15 protein-coding genes are annotated in these 15,768 nt (G+C 64.7%); 9 read left to right on the top strand and 6 right to left on the bottom strand.

The window, feature by feature from the left end; all coding sequences use genetic code 11:
* Positions 1 to 3 precede the first annotated feature (3 nt).
* Positions 4 to 2,817 carry a DNA polymerase I gene (gene polA / locus AC5QPF_RS00720; protein ID WP_494961584.1) on the bottom strand — a complete coding sequence of 938 codons (2,814 nt, stop codon included), beginning with the start codon at positions 2,815 to 2,817 and terminating at the stop codon, positions 4 to 6.
* A 74-nt stretch (positions 2,818 to 2,891) separates the two neighbouring features.
* Here polA and AC5QPF_RS00715 point away from each other — a divergent pair, with 74 nt between their 5' ends.
* Positions 2,892 to 3,179, top strand: coding sequence for a DUF2782 domain-containing protein (locus tag AC5QPF_RS00715; protein WP_494961583.1), 288 nt, complete (start codon positions 2,892 to 2,894; stop codon positions 3,177 to 3,179).
* Between the two features lie 63 nt (positions 3,180 to 3,242).
* Positions 3,243 to 4,193 carry a homoserine kinase gene (locus AC5QPF_RS00710; protein ID WP_494961582.1) on the top strand — a complete coding sequence of 317 codons (951 nt, stop codon included), beginning with the start codon at positions 3,243 to 3,245 and terminating at the stop codon, positions 4,191 to 4,193.
* A gap of 35 nt (positions 4,194 to 4,228) precedes the next feature.
* Here AC5QPF_RS00710 and AC5QPF_RS00705 read toward each other — a convergent pair whose 3' ends face one another.
* Positions 4,229 to 5,155 carry a metal ABC transporter solute-binding protein, Zn/Mn family gene (locus tag AC5QPF_RS00705; RefSeq protein WP_494961581.1) on the bottom strand — a complete coding sequence of 309 codons (927 nt, stop codon included), beginning with the start codon at positions 5,153 to 5,155 and terminating at the stop codon, positions 4,229 to 4,231.
* A 66-nt stretch (positions 5,156 to 5,221) separates the two neighbouring features.
* Here AC5QPF_RS00705 and zur point away from each other — a divergent pair, with 66 nt between their 5' ends.
* From zur to AC5QPF_RS00685, 4 genes are all read left to right on the top strand, one after another.
* Entirely contained in the window at positions 5,222 to 5,704 is a 483-nt protein-coding gene (zur, locus tag AC5QPF_RS00700) for a zinc uptake transcriptional repressor Zur (RefSeq protein WP_494961580.1), read from the top strand.
* Positions 5,704 to 6,471 carry a zinc ABC transporter ATP-binding protein ZnuC gene (znuC, locus tag AC5QPF_RS00695; RefSeq protein WP_458979846.1) on the top strand — a complete coding sequence of 256 codons (768 nt, stop codon included), beginning with the start codon at positions 5,704 to 5,706 and terminating at the stop codon, positions 6,469 to 6,471. The genes zur and znuC overlap by 1 nt, the downstream gene beginning before the upstream one ends.
* Positions 6,464 to 7,246, top strand: a complete 783-nt coding sequence (gene znuB, locus AC5QPF_RS00690; protein ID WP_494961579.1) for a zinc ABC transporter permease subunit ZnuB — start codon at positions 6,464 to 6,466, stop codon at positions 7,244 to 7,246. The genes znuC and znuB overlap by 8 nt, the downstream gene beginning before the upstream one ends.
* 122 nt (positions 7,247 to 7,368) lie before the next feature.
* Entirely contained in the window at positions 7,369 to 8,085 is a 717-nt protein-coding gene (locus AC5QPF_RS00685; RefSeq protein WP_494961578.1) for a PA5502 family lipoprotein, read from the top strand.
* A gap of 70 nt (positions 8,086 to 8,155) precedes the next feature.
* On the opposite strand, the gene katE is transcribed toward AC5QPF_RS00685, so the two are convergent.
* The gene (gene katE, locus AC5QPF_RS00680) at positions 8,156 to 10,291 is read right to left on the bottom strand and encodes a catalase HPII (RefSeq protein ID WP_494961577.1); all 2,136 of its coding nucleotides are present in this window, start codon (positions 10,289 to 10,291) and stop codon (positions 8,156 to 8,158) included.
* Between the two features lie 225 nt (positions 10,292 to 10,516).
* On the opposite strand from katE, the gene AC5QPF_RS00675 reads away from it, so the two are divergent.
* The 3 genes from AC5QPF_RS00675 to AC5QPF_RS00665 are packed head-to-tail and all read left to right on the top strand — an operon-like array spanning position 10,517 to position 13,026.
* On the top strand, positions 10,517 to 11,524 hold the full coding sequence (locus tag AC5QPF_RS00675) for an ATP-binding cassette domain-containing protein (protein ID WP_494961576.1): 1,008 nt from the start codon (positions 10,517 to 10,519) through the stop codon (positions 11,522 to 11,524).
* A complete protein-coding gene (locus tag AC5QPF_RS00670) occupies positions 11,524 to 12,195 on the top strand; it encodes a methionine ABC transporter permease MetI (protein WP_494961575.1) in 672 nt (223 codons plus the stop codon). The genes AC5QPF_RS00675 and AC5QPF_RS00670 overlap by 1 nt, the downstream gene beginning before the upstream one ends.
* A gap of 57 nt (positions 12,196 to 12,252) precedes the next feature.
* Complete coding sequence (locus AC5QPF_RS00665; protein ID WP_494961574.1) at positions 12,253 to 13,026, top strand: MetQ/NlpA family ABC transporter substrate-binding protein; 774 nt, start codon at positions 12,253 to 12,255, stop codon at positions 13,024 to 13,026.
* Between the two features lie 140 nt (positions 13,027 to 13,166).
* Here the strand turns inward: AC5QPF_RS00665 and AC5QPF_RS00660 are convergent, their stop codons facing one another.
* From AC5QPF_RS00660 to AC5QPF_RS00650, 3 genes are read right to left on the bottom strand one after another with little or no spacing between them, the layout of a single operon-like run.
* Positions 13,167 to 13,799, bottom strand: a complete 633-nt coding sequence (locus tag AC5QPF_RS00660; RefSeq protein WP_494961573.1) for an SCO family protein — start codon at positions 13,797 to 13,799, stop codon at positions 13,167 to 13,169.
* Positions 13,796 to 14,695: a heme o synthase gene (gene cyoE, locus AC5QPF_RS00655; protein ID WP_494961572.1), complete on the bottom strand. Its 900-nt coding sequence runs from the start codon at positions 14,693 to 14,695 to the stop codon at positions 13,796 to 13,798. The genes AC5QPF_RS00660 and cyoE overlap by 4 nt, the downstream gene beginning before the upstream one ends.
* Positions 14,680 to 15,762, bottom strand: coding sequence for a COX15/CtaA family protein (locus AC5QPF_RS00650; protein ID WP_494961571.1), 1,083 nt, complete (start codon positions 15,760 to 15,762; stop codon positions 14,680 to 14,682). The genes cyoE and AC5QPF_RS00650 overlap by 16 nt, the downstream gene beginning before the upstream one ends.
* Positions 15,763 to 15,768: the final 6 nt, after the last annotated feature.

The following is a 15,768-nucleotide window of genomic DNA, read 5'->3' as shown; positions in this document are numbered from 1 at the left end:
CGATCAGTGCGCTTCGTCCCAGTTCGAGCCAATTCCCACATCCACCAGCAGCGGCACATCGAGTTGAGCGGCGTGGCTCATGTACGGACGGATTTCTTCGCGAACCTGCTCGACCAGGTCCTCGCGCACTTCCAGCACCAGTTCGTCGTGCACCTGAAGGATCACCCGAGCGTCCAGCCCCGAGTTTTCCAGCCAGTTGTCCACCGCCACCATGGCGCGTTTGATGATGTCCGCCGCAGTGCCCTGCATCGGCGCGTTGATCGCCGTTCGCTCGGCGCCGGCGCGTTCCGCCGGGCGACTGGAGTTGATCGCCGGCAGGTACAGGCGACGGCCAAACAGGGTTTCCACGAAGCCCTGCTCCGCGGCCTGCTTGCGGGTGCGTTCCATGTACTCGCGAACGCCCGGGTAGCGGGCGAAGTAGGCATCGATATAGGTCTTGGCCTGTTTGGTTTCGACGCCGATGTCCTTGCCAAGTTTCTTCGCGCCCATGCCGTAGATCAGGCCGAAGTTGATCGCCTTGGCGCTGCGCCGCTGGTCGGAGGTCACCTGGTCGAGAGCAACGCCAAACACCTCGGCGGCAGTGGCGGTGTGCACGTCGAGGCCGTCGCGGAAGGCGTTCATCAGGCCTTCGTCACGGGACAGGTGGGCCATGATGCGCAGTTCGATCTGCGAGTAGTCCGCCGCCAGCAGCTTGTAGCCCTTGGGCGCGACGAACGCCTGGCGGATGCGCCGGCCTTCGGCGGTGCGCACCGGAATGTTCTGCAGGTTCGGGTCGCTGGACGATAGCCGCCCGGTGGCCGCCACGGCCTGACCGTAGGAGGTGTGGATGCGCCCGGTCCGCGGGTTGATCTGCTCCGGCAGGCGGTCGGTGTACGTGCTCTTCAGCTTGCTCAGCGAGCGGTACTGCATCAGCACCCGCGGCAGCGGATAGCCTTCCTCGGCCAGTTCATCCAGCACCTCCTCGGCGGTGGACGGCTGACCTTTGGCGGTCTTCTTCAGTACCGGCAGGCCAAACTTGTCGTAGAGGATGGCGCCGAGCTGGCGCGGCGAACCGAGGTTGAATTCCTCGCCAGCCAGTTCAAAGGCCTGGCGCTCCAGCTCGACCATCTTGTCGCCCAACTCCTGGCTCTGCACCTTGAGCAGGTCGGCATCCACCAGCGCGCCCTGGCGCTCGATGCGCGCCAGCACCGGCACCAGCGGCATCTCGATGTCGGTGACCACGCTGGCCAGGGTCGGGATCGCCTGCAGCTGCGGGAACAGGGTCTGGTGCAGACGCAGGGTTACGTCGGCGTCTTCGGCGGCGTAGGGGCCGGCCTTGTCCAGGTGGATCTTGTCGAAGGTCACCTGCTTGGCGCCCTTGCCGGCAATGTCCTCGAATTTCACCGTGGTGTAGTCGAGGTACTTCTTCGCCAGGCTGTCCATGTCATGACGGATCGCCGTGGAGTTGAGCACGTAGGATTCGAGCATGGTGTCGAAGGCCACGCCGCGCACGGTGATGCCGTTGGCCTGGTCGCCGTCGATGGCGCAGTTGGCGAGAATGTTCATGTCGAACTTGGCATGCTGACCGACCTTGAGCTTGTTCGGGTCTTCCAGCAGCGGTTTCAGGGCCTTCAACACGGTGTTGCGGTCCAGTTGCGCCGGGGCGTCCGGGTAGCTGTGGGTCAGCGGAACATAGGCCGCTTCAAAGGCCTTGACCGCGAAAGACACGCCCACCAGCTGCGCCTGGTGCGCATCGATCCCGGTGGTTTCGGTATCGAAGGCGAACAGCGGGGCGTCCTTGAGCTTCTGCAGCCAGGCGTCGAAGCGGGCCTGGTCGAGGATGGTCTCGTAGACCGGCTCCACCGGCACTTCCACCTCGGCCACCACTACCGCGTCGTCGCCGACCACGGCCACAGCCAGGTCCAGCTCGGCCACCGGCGCCGGCTGGATGGCACGCCGGGCTTCGCGTTCCAGCTCGCCGATCCAGCCCTTGAACTCCAACTCGGTGTACAACTCCATCAGCTTGTCGTAGTCCGGCTGGCCCAAGTGCAGGTCATCCAGGCCGACCTCCAGCTCGACGTCGCACTTGATGGTCGCCAACTGGTAGGAAAGGAAGGCCATTTCCTTGCTTTCCAGGAGCTTGGCGGGCAGGGTCTTGGCGCCGCGGATCGGCAGGGTCGGAACAATGTCGAGGTTGTCGTACAGCTCCTTGAGGCCGCCATTCACACCAACCAGCAGGCCGACCGCAGTCTTCTCGCCAACGCCCTTGACCCCGGGGATGTTGTCCGCGGTATCGCCCATCAGCGCCAGCAGGTCGATGATCTGCTCCGGAGCGACACCGAATTTCCCTTTTACGCCTTCGATATCCAGCACGGTTCCGGTCATGGTGTTGACCAGCGTAACGTGTTCGTCCACCAACTGGGCCATGTCCTTGTCGCCGGTGGAAACCACCACCGGACGTGCTGCCGCTGCGCTGCTGCGAGCCAGGGTGCCGATCACGTCGTCGGCCTCGACGCCCTCCACACACAGCAGCGGGAAGCCCAGGGCGCGTACGGCGGCGTGCAGAGGCTCGATCTGCACGCGCATGTCGTCGGGCATGCTCGGGCGATTGGCCTTGTAGTCAGCGAACATCTCGTCGCGGAAGGTCCCGCCCTTGGCGTCGAAGACCACGGCGAAGGGGCTGTCCGGATACTGCTTGCGCAGGCTCCTGAGCATGTTCAGCACACCCTTGATCGCGCCGGACGGCATGCCCTTGGACGTGGTCAGCGGCGGCAGCGCGTGGAAGGCACGGTAGAGGTACGAAGAACCGTCCACCAGGACGAGGGGGGTTTGGCTCATGAGCGGAATCAACCTTTTCGACGGGCCCGGCGCTAGAATGTCCGGATCATTGACGACAAAGGGACAAGGTTATCATGGGTACACTCAATCGCCTGTTGTTGCTCGGTCTGCTGGTCGGCACGCCTGTCGCGGCCCTGGCGGCGGACGATGCGCCCTCCGCCGAGCCGGAAGTAACCATTCGCCAGGAAGGCGACAAGACCATCCAGGAGTACCGGCAGAACGGTTTCCTGTACGCCATCAAGATCACCCCGAAGAACGGCAAGCCGTACTTCCTGGTGCGCGCCGATGGCACCGATGCCAACTTCATCAGGTCCGACCAGCCCGACATGCTGATTCCCGCGTGGAAGATCTTCGAGTGGTGATGCGGACCCTTAACATCCACCCGGCACGTCGCGACGACGTGCCTGCATGAGCCGTTTTTGACCATGTCTGTGTTCACCCCCCTGACCCGGCCCGAGCTGGAAACCTTTCTGGCCCCCTATGGACTGGGCCGCCTGCTGGACTTCCAGGGCATCGCCGCCGGTACCGAGAACAGCAACTTCTTCATCAGCCTCGAACAGGGGGAGTTCGTGCTGACACTGGTGGAGCGCGGGCCGATCCAGGACCTGCCGTTCTTCATCGAACTGCTCGACGTGCTGCATGAAGCCGACCTGCCGGTGCCCTACGCCCTGCGCGCCACTGACGGCGTGGCCCTGCGCGAGCTCGCCGGCAAGCCGGCCTTGCTGCAACCGCGCCTGGCCGGCAAACACCCCAAGGCGCCAAATGCCCAGCATTGCGTGCAGATCGCCGATTTCATGGCCCACCTGCACCTGGCGACCCGCGACAAGGTGCTGGAACGCAAGACCGACCGTGGCCTGGACTGGATGCTGGAAGCCGGCAACGAGCTGATGGAGCGGCTGAATGCAGGCCAGCAGGCGCTGCTCAAGGGCAGTCTGGAAGAGATCGCCGCCAATCATGCGCGAATCATGGCGCTTCCACGGGCCAACGTGCATGCCGACCTGTTCCGTGACAACACCATGTTCGAAGGGACACACCTGACGGGTGTGATCGACTTCTACAACGCCTGCTCCGGGCCAATGCTGTACGACCTGGCGATTTCCCTGAACGACTGGTGCAGCGATGAAAGCGGACAGATCGACGGGGTGCTGGCCCGGGCGTTCCTCGGCGCCTATGCGGCGCTACGGCCGTTCACGGCAGCGGAAGCCGAGCTGTGGCCGGTGATGCTGCGGGTGGCTTGTGTAAGGTTCTGGCTGTCGCGGTTGATCGCGGCGGAGTCGTTCGCGGGGATGGATGTGTTGATCCACGATCCGGCGGAGTTCGAGGTGCGGCTGGCGGCGCGGCAGAATGTCGAGGTGATGCTGCCGTTTGCACTTTGACCCATTGGGACCGCTGCGCGGTCCCAAATCAGGCGCTACAGACTTTCCAGGCAGCCGGCCAGGCCATTCCCCAAATTGTCCAGCAGCGTCTCATAGCCCTTGGCATCCACCGGCAAGGTCCCGCCCAGCGCATCCAGCTCCGCCAGTTTCACCGGCAACCCCGCCGTCAGGGTCTCGGCCAGCCTTGGCCGCAGCGGCGGCTCGCTGAACACGCAGGTCTTGCCCACTTCCTGCAGGCGCTTGCGCATCGCTGCCACATGCTGGGCCCCTGGCTGTACCTCCGAGGCCACGCTGAAGACACCCGTGTGCTGCACACCATAGGCCGACTCGAAGTAGTCGAACGCCTCGTGGAAGACGAAGTACGGCTTGCCCGCCACGCCCGCCAGGCGTGCTTTCAAACGCTGGTCCAGCGCATCGAGGCGTTCACCAAAGGCCTTCAGGTTGCTTTGATAACGCGCCGCATTGGCCGGATCGGCCGCGCTCAGGTCGCTGGCCATCTTCGCGGCAATCACCCGGGCATTGACCGTGGACAACCACAGGTGCGCATCGAGGCTGCCGGGACGGTGGTCATGGTCGTGCTCGTCCGGATCATCCGATTCGTCGTGGGAATGGCTGTCCTCGCCGAAGTGGCGCAGCTTCATGTCCGGCAGGCCCTGCACCGCCACGGTCGGCTTGCTGCGGGTGCCCAGCACACGAGGCAGGAAACCTTCCATGTCCGGACCGATCCAGTAGAGCAGATCGACCTCGCCCACCCGCCGTACGTCGGATGGCCGCAGCGCGTAATGGTGCGGCGAAGCACCCGGCGGCAGCAGTACCTCCGGCTTGCCGACGCCCTCCTGCACCGCTGCGGCAATCAGTTGCAGCGGCTGGATGCTGGTCAGTACGCGGACCTCGGCGCGGGCCGGGGACAGCACCGTCATCGTTGAGACAAAAGCGACAAAAAGGGCAAAAAATCGGGACACGATGAGCACTCACTGATGCAAGAACAGGTAACATAATAACGTCTCCATCCAGAACCGTCGCCGCCCATGCCGAATACTCCCCTGGCCAATCGTCCCCACGACCATTCCCACTGCGTCCACACCGCTCTGGCCGAAGCCGACGCCCTGTGCACACGCCAGGGACTGCGTCTGACCGCCCTGCGCCGGCGCGTGCTGGAGCTGGTCTGGCAGAGCCACAAGCCGCTGGGCGCCTACGACATCCTCGCCGTGCTGAGCGAACAGGACGGCCGCCGCGCCGCGCCGCCCACCGTCTATCGGGCGCTGGATTTCCTCCTCGAAAACAGTCTTGTGCACCGCATCGCCTCGCTCAACGCCTTCATCGGCTGCAGCCACCCGGAGCATGCGCACCAGGGCCAGTTTCTGATCTGCCGCAACTGCCACGTGGCCATCGAGCTGGAACAGCCGGCGATCAGCAACGCCATCCTCGCCAGCGCCAATGACGTCGGTTTCAGCGTCGAGACGCAGACCGTCGAAGTGGTCGGGCTCTGCGGCAACTGCCGGAGCGCGTGATGAGCAACGCCTTGATCCGCCTGCAGCAGGTGGGCGTCGCCATTTCCGGGCAGACCATCCTCGACAGCATCGACCTGACCGTCGAACCCGGCCAGATCGTCACCCTGATCGGCCCCAACGGCGCCGGCAAGACCACCCTGGTGCGCGCCGTGCTCGGCCTGCTCAAGCCGGGCAGCGGCAGCGTCTGGCGCAAGCCGAAGCTGCGCATCGGCTATATGCCGCAAAAACTCCAGGTGGACGCGACGCTACCGCTTTCGGTGCTGCGCTTCCTGCGCCTGGTCCCCGGCGTGGACCGCGCTGCAGCGTTGGCAGCGCTGGAAGAAGTCGGCGCCGAGCAGGTGATCGACAGCCCTATCCAGACCATCTCCGGCGGTGAGATGCAGCGCGTACTGCTGGCCCGCGCCCTGCTGCGCGAGCCCGAGCTGCTGGTACTGGACGAACCGGTGCAAGGCGTCGACGTCGCCGGTCAGGCCGAGCTGTACAGCCTGATCACTCGCCTGCGTGACCGCCACGGCTGCGGCGTGCTGATGGTCTCCCACGACCTGCACCTGGTGATGAGCACCACCGACCAGGTGGTCTGCCTCAACCGTCATGTCTGCTGCTCCGGACACCCGGAGCAGGTCAGCGGCGACCCGGCCTTCGTCGAACTGTTCGGCAACAATGCGCCGAGCCTGGCCATCTATCACCACCATCACGACCACAGCCACGACCTGCACGGCTCGGTGGTCGCCCCGCATGTCCACGGAGAACACTGCAAGCATGGCTGATTTCCTGCTCTACGCCCTGCTCGCAGGCCTGGCTTTGGCGCTGGTCGCCGGTCCGCTCGGCTCCTTCGTGGTCTGGCGGCGGATGGCCTATTTCGGCGACACCCTGTCCCACGCCGCACTGCTCGGCGTGGCCTTGGGCTTCATGCTCGACATCAGTCCGGCGCTGGCGGTGACCGTCGGCTGCTTGCTGCTGGCGATCCTCCTGGTGACCCTGCAACAGCGCCAACCACTGGCCTCGGACACCCTGCTGGGAATCCTGGCGCCAAGCACGCTCTCCCTGGGCCTGGTGGTACTGAGCTTCATGCACGACGTGCGTATCGACCTGATGGCCTACCTGTTCGGCGACCTGCTGGCGATCAGCCCGACGGACCTCGCCTGGATCCTGGGCGGCAGCGCCGCGGTGCTGCTGCTCATGGGCGCTCTGTGGCGACCGCTGCTGGCGGTGACGGTGCACGAGGAACTGGCGCGGGTCGAAGGCCTGCCAGTGGCCGGCCTGCGCCTGGCGCTGATGCTGCTGATCGCGGTGGTGATCGCCGTGGCGATGAAGATCGTCGGCGTGCTGCTGATCACCTCGCTGCTGATCATTCCCGCCGCCGCCGCCCAGCGACACGCACGCTCGCCGGAGCAGATGGCCCTGGGTGCCAGCGTCATCGGGGTGGTCGCGGTCTGTGGCGGCCTGGCCATGTCCTGGTTCAAGGACACCCCCGCCGGCCCGTCGATCGTGGTCTGTGCCGCGGTGCTATTCTTGCTGAGTCTGGCCCTGCCCAAGCGCTGATCGCTCTCGGGCAGCACCCGCACGGTGCTGTCCGGCATCCTGAATCCAGGAAGGAATGATGTTCCCGCCCACGGACTGGGTGTAGACTTGCTCGTTTTTCGCGCAAATAGAGAGTCGTAGGAATGAAGCCGTTCGCCTCCCGTTATCTGCTCCTTGCCGCGTTTTCCCTGATTCTGTCCGCCTGCGCCAGCAAGCCGGTGGAAAGCACGGCCGTGCCCGCCGAGCCGGATGCCTGGCAGCAATTGCAGCAGAACATCGCCAGCAACGAGCTGGCCACCGCCGAGGACCAGTTGGCCACGCTCCAGGCACAATCGCCGGACGACAGCCGCCTTGAGCAGTACCAGCGGCAACTGGCCGAGGCCTATCTGCAACGCAGCCAGATCGTCCTGCAGAAGGGTGATGTGAACGCTGCGGCGACCGCCCTGAGCCGCGCCCGCGCGCTGATGCCCAAGGCACCGGCGCTGACCGGTGGAGTCAACGGTGCGATCGCCCAGGCGCGCAAGGCCGAGCTGGAGCGCGCCGAAGCGGCGCTGAAGGCGGCCGAGGCCAAGCCAAAAGCCAAGGTGATCGATCCGACCGCGCCAAGCACGGTGATTGCCCTGGAGATTCGTGATATCGGCAAATTGCGCCGCCAACTCGACGATATCGCCGCTGATGTGGTGAATTACCAGTGCGAGGTGCTGTTCCAGGTGCCGCGCAAGGCGGACTATCCATGGCTGTCGACCTTGCTGGCCAAGCGGGTGGACAAGCGTGACCCGTCCTTCGAGCTGAACCAGCGCCATGAAATCCAGCGCACCCAGCCGGCGCAGGTGGTCCTCACTCCAAGTCGCACCGAGTAAGATCGGCTGAACACGATCCCTGTGGGAGCGGGCGTTGCCCGCTCCCACAAGTTCTCTGCAAGCCTTGAGATCAGGCTGGAATAGCCTTGACGGTGGCCTCTCGCGCCCATACCCGATGCATGCCAATGGCCTTCACGAAGGCCTTGTAGGTCTTCGCATCACTCCCCGCCAGCAAGCCGGTATCGGCCTTCAGCCTGAGTTCGTCGAACCAGGCCTTGGCCTCCTTGTCCCCGGCCACCGGCTTGAGGTGCTTGTAGGCTTCAAGGATGAAATGCACCGCCGTCCCGTCGGCCTTCAGCGCATCCACCCCTTTGCCACCCACCACCCACACCGCGTCGAACGCCACCGACGGCAGCCCTTCCATCGAGGCATCCACCGCCAATGTCTTCCCGTCCGCAGTCTTCACCGGCGCCGAGGTCGGGCCCAGCACCTTGATCTGCAAGCTCTCGGCCTCCAGCGCCTTGGTCAGCTTGTCGGCCAGCGCGCCATCGACACCATCCGCCACCAGCAGTGCCACCTTGCGGCCCTTCACGCCTTCGCCGGGATGATTCAACTGGCTCAGCGCCGGTGAAGCCTTGAGCGATAGCTTCGGCACGTCCACGGTCCCCGCTTTCGGCGCCGGCAGGCCCAGGTTGGACGCCACCTTGGCCGCCAGGTCGAGGTCGATATTGGCCAGGATCTCGTTCACTTCGCGGACACGGATATGCTCGCGCTCCACCTTGCCCAGCTCGAAGCTGTAGGCGTTAACGATATGCTGCTGCTCGTTCGGACTCATGCTGTGGAAGAACAGCCGCGCCTGGGAGAAGTGATCGGCGAACGACGGGCTGCGCTCGCGGATCTTGTGCGCGTCGATACGCTCCTGGTACGACTCGAAGCCGCCATCACGCGCTGCCGGCGGGGTTTCCTTCGGCCAGCCACTGTCGATGGAGTTGGGCTCGTAGGCAGCCCGGCCCTTGTCCAGGGTGACCCGGTGCATGGCATCGCGCTGGCCGTTGTGGTTCGGCGCCAGCGGGCGGTTGATCGGGATTTCGTGGAAATTCGGCCCGCCGAGGCGGCTGATCTGGGTATCGGTGTACGAGAACAACCGCCCCTGCAGCAGCGGGTCGTTGGTGAAATCGATGCCCGGCACGATATGCCCCGGGCAGAAGGCAACCTGCTCGACCTCGGCAAAGAAGTTATCCGGGTTGCGGTTGAGCACCATCTTGCCCAACGGGGTCACCGGCACCAGTTCCTCGGGGATGATCTTGGTCGGGTCAAGCAGGTCGAAATCGAACTTGTGTTCGTCCGCCTCAGGGACGATCTGCACGCCCAGCTCCCATTCCGGGTAGTTGCCGGTCTCGATGGCGTCCCAGAGATCGCGGCGGTGGTAGTCGGTGTCCTTGCCGGCGAGCTTCTGCGCCTCGTCCCAGAGCAGCGACAGCACGCCCTGCTTGGGTTTCCAGTGGAACTTGACGAAGCTGGCCACGCCCTCAGCGTTGATCAGGCGGAAGGTGTGCACGCCGAAGCCTTCCATGGTCCGCAGGTTTTTCGGGATGGCCCGGTCGGACATGGCCCAGATCACCATGTGCGCCGACTCCGGCACCAGCGAGACGAAATCCCAGAAGGTGTCATGCGCCGAACCGCCGGTGGGGATCTCGTTGTGCGGCTCGGGCTTCACCGCGTGGACAAAGTCGGGGAACTTGATCGCATCCTGGATGAAGAACACCGGCATGTTGTTGCCCACCAGATCGAAGTTGCCCTCGTCGGTGAAGAACTTCACGGCAAAGCCACGCACGTCGCGCACCGTATCGCCCGAGCCGCGCGGCCCCTGCACGGTCGAGAAGCGCACGAACACCGGGGTGATCTTCTCGGGGTCCTGAAGGAAGCCGGCCTTGGTCAGCTCGGCGTGGTTGCCGTAGGACTGGAAGTAGCCATGGGCACCGGTACCGCGGGCATGGACGATGCGCTCCGGGATGCGCTCATGGTCAAAATGCGTGATCTTCTCGCGCATGATGAAGTCTTCCAGCAGCGACGGGCCGCGGTTGCCAGCCTTGAGGCTGTTCTGGTTGTCGGCGATCTTCACGCCCTGGTTGGTACGAAGGGCCTGGCCGGTGGCATCGCTGCGCACGGACTCCAGGCTTTGCAGCTTGGCGTTGGTGTTGGCCCGGTCGGGGGTCCGGGTTCCGGCGAGCTGGCTTTCCTTGGGCGCGTCTTTCTTGCTGGGCATGGCGTACGGTCCTCATCAGGTCATCGCGTTTCGCCCGTTACGGGCTGTTTTGCTAGTGACTGAGGCGCCTTGACCGACGTTCCATCGGATTGACCACTGATCGCGTTATGCCCGCAGCATTGGGCGATTACGAAATAAATGCTAAGAACCTCTAAGCGAACAGGCTAAAATGCGCGACCGGCTAACCGCTGATCCCATTCCCATGCGCCCCACAAGGTTCGCTACGTGATCGAGTTCCAACAAGTCCACAAGACCTACCGCGTAGGCGGTAGGGACATCCCCGCGCTGCACCCCACCAGCCTGAGCATCGAGAACGGCCAGGTGTTCGGCCTGATCGGCCACTCGGGTGCCGGCAAGAGCACCCTGCTGCGCCTGATCAACCGCCTGGAGGCGCCAAGCGGCGGCAAGATCATCGTCGACGGCGAAGACGTCACCGCCTTCGATGCCAGCCACCTGCGCCGTTTCCGCCAGCAGGTCGGAATGATCTTCCAGCACTTCAACCTCCTCGCTTCGAAGACCGTCGCCGACAACGTCGGCCTGCCGCTGACCCTGGCCGGCGAGCTGTCGCGCAAGGAAATCGACGTACGGGTCGCCGAGTTGCTGGCACGCGTTGGCCTGTCCGAGCATGCGAAGAAGTACCCGGCACAGCTGTCCGGCGGCCAGAAGCAACGCGTCGGCATCGCCCGGGCCCTATCGACCCGGCCAAAGATCCTGCTGTGCGACGAGGCCACCAGCGCCCTCGACCCGCAGACCACCGGCCAGGTCCTGCAACTGCTGGCGGAGATCAACCGCGAGCTGAACCTGACCATCGTGCTCATCACCCATGAAATGGACGTGATCCGCCGCGTCTGCGACAAGGTCGCGGTGATGGATGCCGGGCGCATCGTCGAGCAGGGCCCGGTGGCAGACGTGTTCCTGCACCCGCAACACCCGACCACCAAGCGTTTCGTCCAGGAAGACGAGCAGGTCGACGAGGCCGAGCAGCGCGACGACTTCGCCCACGTACCGGGCCGCATCGTGCGCCTGACCTTCCAGGGCGATGCCACCTACGCGCCGCTGCTGGGCACCGTGGCCCGCGAAACAGGCGTCGACTACAGCATCCTTGCCGGTCGCATCGACCGCATCAAGGACACCCCCTATGGGCAACTGACCCTGGCCGTCACCGGCGGCGACATGGAAGCGGCCTTCGCCCGCTTCACCGCGGCTGACGTTCATATGGAGGTACTGCGCTGATGGACGCCCTGAATTTCTTCGCCAACGTCGACTGGTCCGAGATCTGGCTGGCCACCGGCGACACCTTCATCATGCTGTTCGGCTCGCTGTTCTTCACCGTACTGCTGGGCCTGCCGCTGGGCGTGCTGCTGTTCATGTTCGGTCCGCGGCAGATGTTCGAGCAAAAGGGCATCTACGCCCTGCTGTCGCTGGTGGTGAACATCCTGCGTTCGCTGCCGTTCATCATCCTGCTGATCGTGATGATCCCGATCACCGTGCTGATCACCGGCACCTCCCTGGGTGTCGAAGGCGCCATCCCGCCGCTGGTGGTGGGCGCCACGCCGTTCTTCGCGCGCCTGGTCGAGACCGCGCTGCGCGAGGTGGACCGCGGCATCATCGAGGCTACCCAGTCGATGGGCGCCAGCACCCGACAGATCATCATGAACGCCCTGCTGCCGGAAGCGCGGCCGGGCATCTTCGCCGCCATCACCGTCACCGCCATCACCCTGGTGTCTTACACCGCCATGGCCGGCGTGGTCGGCGCCGGTGGCCTGGGCGACCTGGCGATCCGCTTCGGCTACCAGCGTTTCCAGACCGACGTGATGATCGTCACCGTGGTCCTGCTGCTGATACTGGTTCAAGTTCTGCAGAGCGTCGGCGACAAACTGGTGGTGCACTTTTCCCGTAAATGAAGGGTCGGCGTGACCGACACACCGGGGGCCGGTCCGGCCCCCTCAAGGAGTGATGGAATGAAAAAACTGCTTGCTGCTGTCGCCGCCTTCGCGGCCATTTCCGCCAACGCTGCGGAAACCCTGAGCGTCGCCGCCACTGCGGTGCCGCACGCCGAGATCCTCGAATTCGTCAAGCCGACCCTGGCCAAGGAAGGCGTGGACCTGAAGATCAAGGTCTTCACCGACTACATCCAGCCTAACGTACAGGTCGCGGAAGGCCGCCTGGACGCCAACTTCTTCCAGCACCAGCCGTACCTGGATGAGTTCAACAAGGGCAAGGGCACCAATCTGGTAAGCGTTGCCGGCGTGCACATCGAGCCGCTGGGCGCCTACTCCACCAAGTTCAAGAAGCTGGACGAACTGCCGTCGGGGGCCAACGTGGTGATCCCGAACGACGCCACCAACGGCGGTCGTGCCCTGCTGCTGCTGCAGAAGGCCGGCCTGATCAAGCTGAAGGACGCCGCGAACATCCTGTCGACGCCGAAGGACATCGCCGAGAACCCGAAAAACCTGAAGATCCGCGAACTGGAAGCCGCCACCCTGCCGCGCGTGCTGACCCAGGTCGACCTGGCGCTGATCAACACCAACTACGCGCTGGAAGCCAAGCTGAATCCTGAGAAAGACGCCCTGGTCATCGAAGGTGCCGACTCGCCTTACGTGAACATCCTGGTGGCTCGTCCGAACAACAAGGACGCCGATGCCATCAAGAAGCTGGTCGGTGCCCTGCACTCGCCTGAGGTGAAGCAGTTCATCCAGGAGAAGTACAAGGGCGCGGTGATTCCGGCGTTCTGATAGCTCATTGATTTAGCAGGGACCTGTGGGAGCGGGTTCACCCGCGATTACGGTAGTGAAGCCACCATCGCAATCGCGGGTGAACCCGCTCCCACAGGGTCCGTGCAGCCCGGCAGTATTTCCCTTCCCTCAGCTCCGCCTCAATCCCGCTTCACCAACCCCGGCAATTGCGCCACCAGCTTCTGGTTGTTGAACGGCGCCCGAATGAACCCCCGCTGTGCCCCGTCCGGCCCGATGATCGCCAGGTTGCCGCTGTGATCCACGGTGTACCCAGGCTTGCTGGTATCCGCCGGAATGAACGGAATGCTCAAGGCATTGGCCAGTTTCTGGGTGTTCTCCAGCGAGCCGGTCAGGCCGCGGAAATCCTTGTCGAAATAGCCCAGGTACTGTTTCAGTTGAGTCGGCGTGTCGCGGTTCGGGTCGACGCTGACCAGCACCACCTGCATCCGGTCGACCGCCTCTTTCGGCAACTCACTCTTCACTTGGCGCAACTGCGCCAGGGTGGTCGGGCAGATGTCCGGGCAGAAGGTGTAGCCGAAGAACACTAGCGACCACTTGCCTTTCAACTGGTCGACCTTGACCGGCTGGCCATCCGCGTCGGTCATTTCCAGATCGGGCACCGAGCGGCTCTGCGGCAGCAGGATGATGCCGGCATCGATCAGTTCGGCCGGGTTGCCCTGGCTGCGACCGTGCAGCACCTTGTTGATGGTGAGCCCGAGAATCAATGCGACCAGGGCGACGAGGATAAAGACGGTTTTCTGGGTTCGAGTCATAGATTCAGCAGTAAGTAGTGGTCTACGAGCAGCGCGATGAAGAGCAGGAACAGGTACCAGACAGAGTACTTGAAGGTCTTGATCGCAGCGTGCGGCCGAACGCCACGGTACAACACCCAGGCCCACTGCAGGAAGCGCAGCCCCAGGAACATGGCGCAGGCCAGGTAGAGCGGCCCACTCATATGGATGGCGAACGGCAGCAGGCTCACCGCAAGCAATACACAGGTGTAGAGCAGGATGTGCACCTTGGTGTAGTGCTCGCCATGGGTCACCGGCAGCATGGGGATATCCGCCTTGGCGTACTCGGCCTTGCGGTGGATGGCCAGGGCCCAGAAATGCGGCGGGGTCCAGGCGAAGATGATCAGCACCAGCAGCAGCGGTTCGGCACTCAGGTGGCCGCTGACCGCCACCCAGCCGAGCAGCGGTGGCGCCGCCCCGGCGAGGCCGCCGATCACGATGTTCTGCGGCGTGGCGCGCTTGAGAAAGCCGGTGTAGACCACCGCGTAGCCCAGCAACGAGGCCAGGGTCAGCCAGGCGGTGAGCGGGTTGGTGAAGGCCAGCAGCAGCGCCATCCCGGCCAGCGCCAGCAGCAGGGCGAACAGCAGGGCTGGTAGCGGCGCGACCCGTCCTTCGGCCAGCGGGCGCTTGTGGGTACGGGCCATAAGAGCGTCGATGCGCCGGTCCACCACGTGGTTCACCGCCGCCGCCCCGCCAGCACACAGACCGATGCCAAGGTTGCCGAACAGCAGCACGGTCCACGGCACCCCGGCGCGGGTGGCGAGGAACATGCCCACCAGCGAGGTGATCAGCATCAGCACCACCACCTTGGGCTTGGTCAGCTCCAGGTAGTCGCGCCAGCCGGCACGGGCCTGGCTTTCAGTCAGAAGCGCTGCCATGGATTGTCTCCCAGATAGTGAACATCACCCGCCAGGCGCAGCGGGGTGAGGCGCCAGCCGATGCTGACGCGCCGCGCCCGCGGTTGCATGGCCAGGCGCGTGCGGTAGTTGACCAGGACCATGGTCAGCAGCAACCCGGCGCCGCCGGCGTTGTGCGCCACGGCCACCGCCAGCGGCAGGTGGAACAGCACGTTGCTGATGCCGAGACCGATCTGCAGCAGCAACGCCGCCACCACCAGCTTGGCCAGGCGGCGCAGGCCCACCCGGTGCAGTTGCCAGGCCAGGGTCAGCAGCACGCAGGTGACGATCAGCGCACCGAGGCGATGGGTGATATGGATCGCGGTGCGGGCCTCGCTGTCGAGCTGGCCGCCCAGGTAGTTCGGACCAATGTGCTGGGTCAGGTGGAAACCGTTGGCGAAGTCCGCGTTTGGCCACCACTCGCCATGACAGGTCGGCAGGTCGATACAGGCCACCGCCGCATAGTTGGCACTGACCCAGCCACCCAGGGCGATCTGGCCGATAACCAGTACCAGCGCTACGGCTGCCAGCCGGCGTATCCGACGCGGCAGACCCGGTAGCGGCATATAGGCACGAGACAGACGCAGGCTGAGCAGGAATAGCAGGCTCAAGGTGGCAAAGCCACCCAACAGATGGGCCGTCACTACCTGCGGCCAGAGCTGCAGGGTCACAGTCCACATGCCGAACGCCGCCTGCATGAACACCACGCCGAGCACCAGCAACGGCAGGCGATAGGGCTGGCCGTCACGGCCATGGCGGCGCAGCGCCTGCACCGCCAGCATGGCGATCACCAGGCCCAGGGTGCCGGCGAAGTAGCGGTGGACCATCTCGTTGCGGCCCTTGTGCGCTTCCACCGGCGAGTCGGGGAAGTGCAGCTCGGCATGGGCCAGCTGCGCCTCGGTCTTGGGCACGCTGATGAAGCCGTAGCAGCCGGGCCAGTCCGGGCAGCCGAGGCCGGCGTGGGTCAGGCGGGTATAGGCGCCGAGCAGCACCACCAGCAGCGCCAGTCCGGTGGCGAACACGGCGAGGCGATATCCAGGTCGGGTCATGGCGCG

It is taken from the genome of Pseudomonas sp. Con_6, from assembly GCF_059379395.1.
This window is presented reverse-complemented; position numbering and strand designations above follow the sequence as displayed.

Coding starts and splice junctions, on each gene's coding strand:
- polA (WP_494961584.1), bottom strand. CDS start 2,817: ATGAGCCAAACCCCCCTCGTCCTGGTGGACGGTTCTTCGTACCTCTAC.
- AC5QPF_RS00715 (WP_494961583.1), top strand. CDS start 2,892: ATGGGTACACTCAATCGCCTGTTGTTGCTCGGTCTGCTGGTCGGCACG.
- AC5QPF_RS00710 (WP_494961582.1), top strand. CDS start 3,243: ATGTCTGTGTTCACCCCCCTGACCCGGCCCGAGCTGGAAACCTTTCTG.
- zur (WP_494961580.1), top strand. CDS start 5,222: ATGCCGAATACTCCCCTGGCCAATCGTCCCCACGACCATTCCCACTGC.
- znuC (WP_458979846.1), top strand. CDS start 5,704: ATGAGCAACGCCTTGATCCGCCTGCAGCAGGTGGGCGTCGCCATTTCC.
- znuB (WP_494961579.1), top strand. CDS start 6,464: ATGGCTGATTTCCTGCTCTACGCCCTGCTCGCAGGCCTGGCTTTGGCG.
- AC5QPF_RS00685 (WP_494961578.1), top strand. CDS start 7,369: ATGAAGCCGTTCGCCTCCCGTTATCTGCTCCTTGCCGCGTTTTCCCTG.
- katE (WP_494961577.1), bottom strand. CDS start 10,291: ATGCCCAGCAAGAAAGACGCGCCCAAGGAAAGCCAGCTCGCCGGAACC.
- AC5QPF_RS00670 (WP_494961575.1), top strand. CDS start 11,524: ATGGACGCCCTGAATTTCTTCGCCAACGTCGACTGGTCCGAGATCTGG.
- AC5QPF_RS00665 (WP_494961574.1), top strand. CDS start 12,253: ATGAAAAAACTGCTTGCTGCTGTCGCCGCCTTCGCGGCCATTTCCGCC.
- AC5QPF_RS00660 (WP_494961573.1), bottom strand. CDS start 13,799: ATGACTCGAACCCAGAAAACCGTCTTTATCCTCGTCGCCCTGGTCGCA.
- cyoE (WP_494961572.1), bottom strand. CDS start 14,695: ATGGCAGCGCTTCTGACTGAAAGCCAGGCCCGTGCCGGCTGGCGCGAC.
- AC5QPF_RS00650 (WP_494961571.1), bottom strand. CDS start 15,762: ATGACCCGACCTGGATATCGCCTCGCCGTGTTCGCCACCGGACTGGCG.